Below are 2,936 nucleotides of genomic sequence, written 5' to 3'. Positions count from 1 at the left end.
ATCTCAGTCTTGTGCCGCCGCCAGCCAGACCCGGCGCGGCGCAAGACGCGACAAGCGCGCCAGCAATCCCTTCAGATCGGACGGAGCCGGCGGCGGCACAAGACTGAGATGGCCCTGCCTGATCGCTTCCTTCGGGGGCCGGTCGTCATAATCATAGTCCACCGGCTTGCGATGCGCGGTCTGTTGGGTGGCGGTGGAGCCAGGCATCACGATCAGCAGCAGATCGTCCAGATAGGCGGTCAGATCCTCGTAGCGCAGGATACAGTCGCCCTTCACCGAACGGAGATTGCCGACGGTCAGCAATTTGGTGAGTTCGCCCCAACCCCGCCGCGTCGCGGGATAGGCGACGATGTCCGGCGTTCCATCCACGAAGACCAGCCTTGCGCCGACGACCAGCCGCAGGTCGGTCCGGCAGGCGCGCTCCTCCTCTTCGCTGAGTTCCAGCGGCTGCCCCGCTTCCTTGCGCGCCTCCAGCAAAGCGGCGCGCATCCGTTCGGGCCAGCGCTTGCGCGCGACATGGGCGCGGACCACCCCGGCGACGCTATTGCGGTCGGCTATGCCCAGGCCCACAAGCCCCAGGGCGATGGCGCGCGTCACCATGTCCTGCGGATGGGATGCGCCGCGCAGGAAGGAGAAATTGGTCGCCGCCACCAACTCGGCAAAGGGAGGCGCCTCTGCCGGCCCGATCGGCGGAGATTCGCCGTGCGACCCGCGCCGCCCCTTTTCCCGCGCAGCCTCCAGCGCATTCAGTTCACGCCGGTCGATGGATTTGGGCCTGGACGGGTCTGGACCCTTGCCGTGTCGCTTCATGCGAACAGGCCATGGATGTACCAGCCGGGATGTTCCGCTTCGGCGCCGTAAAGCCCGTTGCGGAATATCCAGTAGCGCCGCCCGCGCGCATCCTCGACCCGGTAATAGTCGCGGGTCAGCCCCACGCTCTCGCCCTCCAGCGCGCCATCCCTAGCCGTCCACCATTCGGGCGCGATGCGTTCGGGGCCTTCATAGCGCGTCACTTCATGCAATGCCTTGCGCCAGCGGAAGCGATGGGGCGGACCATCGGGCACCTCGGCCACCACGTCGATCGGCTGCGGCGGATCGAACAGATGCAGCGGGCGCATGGGCGGCTCCCCCTCCTGCCCCTCTTGCGGCCAGTTCATGGGGGCGCGGCTTTCCACGGCGGGCAGGGCAAGCTGGGCCTGTTCGGGGATATGGCTGTCCTTCGGGTGAAGCCGCTGGATGCGAGCCCGGCCTGCCCGGATCGACAGCCGGTCGACCAGAGCCGCGACGCTTTCCTCGCGACGCGCCTCCCCCCCTTCCAGCGCCAGTTGTGTCGGCGCCATCGGCTCCGCCTGCGGCACGGTGAGGCGCAGCATGTCGAAGCCGAAACCGGGATCGAGCGGATCGGACAGCGCATCGATCCGTTCCTGCACCAGCCGCATGATAGCGGGCGCGTCCCGCACCGGCAGGCTGGTTTCCACCCGCAAGGGAAAGGCAAGGCCGTCGCTGCGGAAGAACAGCGCCTCGAACCGTCGACCGCCTTGCCCGCGTTCGCTGAGCCGCTCCCCCGCCTCGGCCGCCATCTCCTCCAGCGTCCGGAGGGCAAAGGCGGTGCTGCCCATCGGCTCGGCAAAACGCCGCTCGATCCGGATCGCCGGGCGCGACCGCCGGGGGGCGAGAGGCCGCCTCCCCAATCCCAGCAAAGCGTGCAGCGCGTCCACCGCCGCCTCACCGAAGCGCGACGCCAGGACCGCAGCCGGCCGCGCCGCCAGATCGCCCACGGTCCGCAGTCCCGCGCGGCGCAACGCCACCGCGCTTTCATCCTCCAGCCGCAACGCCTCGACCGGCAGGCGGCGCAGCGCCGCATCCTCGTCCGCCGCCGCGCCCACCGGAAAACGGCACAGCGCATGCGCACCCTCCGCCGTTCCGGCAAGGGCATGGCGCACCCGCATGCCATGACGCTCCAGCCGTTCGGCCGCCTCGCGCGCCAGCATCTCCTCCCCGCCCCAGAGATGCGCACAGCCGGTAATGTCGAGCATCAGACCGAAGGGTGAATCCAGCGCCGCAACCGGCGTGTAGCGGGAACAACCGTCGCAGAGCCGCTCCAGCCAGTCCTGATCGCCATGGGGATCGGCATCGAACACGCGCAGGTCCGGTTCCCGCGCACGCGCATCGGCCAGCGTCATGCCCGGCGTCAGGCCCAGCGCGAGAGCGTCGGCGTCGAGCGTCGCCAGCCGCATCGCGCCGCGCACCTGTTCGACGACGGCTGCGGGACCTTCGCCCTGCGCCCAGAGATCAGGCCGCGCGATCCGAAGCCGGTCGATCGGCAGGAACGGAAACCACAGCGCCAGATAGCGGCGCTTGCCCATCGCGTCCTCCGCCCTCCCGTCCGCTGCCATCCTGTCCAAGGCCATGGCGTTCATCGCGCCCACCTCCACTTCCTTCAAACATGCCCCGGCCATTGTCCCAGACCAGCCGCCAGCCGAGCCCGTCCCGTCCCGCCCGCCGTCGCAACAGGCCAAGGTCGAAGGCGCTTCTGCCCGGCCCGTTTCCCGGCAAGGGCAGAGAGGGCGCCGCCGCAACGCGCCAGCGCGTATCCGCCGCGCTAGGCACCGGATCGCCGCCCACCCGCAGCAGGAAAGCGGTGACGCCGGACGACTCCGCCGCCAGCGCCAGCCGCCGGCTGGCTGTCAGGTCGAGCAAGGGCGCCGGCCCGCGCAATTCCACCACCAGTGCGCCCAAAGCGGGGCATCGCAGCGCGTCGACCGCCGCTCGCAGCAGCATGGCGTCATCGGCCATCGCGCCGATCAGCAACCGGGCGGGATCGATGCCCAATGCGGCCAGTCCGGGGCCATAGGGCATGCCCCCCGCCTGGCCCGCCGCCATCGTGCGCAGCCAGAGCAGGGGCGCCTCCCCCGCCGCCAGCCGCGCGAGAATCA

The 2,936-nt window shown here is 70.3% G+C and carries 2 protein-coding genes and 1 pseudogene; all 3 read right to left on the bottom strand.

Going from position 1 to position 2,936, the window contains the following annotated elements; genetic code table 11:
* Positions 1–12: 12 nt before the first annotated feature.
* Positions 13–810: pseudogene (locus tag K7W03_RS27045) on the bottom strand (error-prone DNA polymerase); the annotation flags it as partial.
* Positions 807–2,396 carry a Y-family DNA polymerase gene (locus K7W03_RS27040; RefSeq protein WP_222888036.1) on the bottom strand — a complete coding sequence of 530 codons (1,590 nt, stop codon included), beginning with the start codon at positions 2,394–2,396 and terminating at the stop codon, positions 807–809. The gene K7W03_RS27040 and the pseudogene K7W03_RS27045, both read right to left, overlap by 4 nt.
* The coding region (locus K7W03_RS27035) for an ImuA family protein (protein WP_222888034.1) at positions 2,293–2,936 on the bottom strand (644 nt) is incomplete at its 5' end. The genes K7W03_RS27040 and K7W03_RS27035, both read right to left, overlap by 104 nt.

Source organism: Sphingobium sp. PNB (assembly GCF_019873065.1).
Lineage (GTDB): Bacteria > Pseudomonadota > Alphaproteobacteria > Sphingomonadales > Sphingomonadaceae > Sphingobium > Sphingobium fuliginis.
Note: the sequence above shows the minus strand (reverse complement) of the source record. Positions and strands in the feature narration are given on the sequence as shown.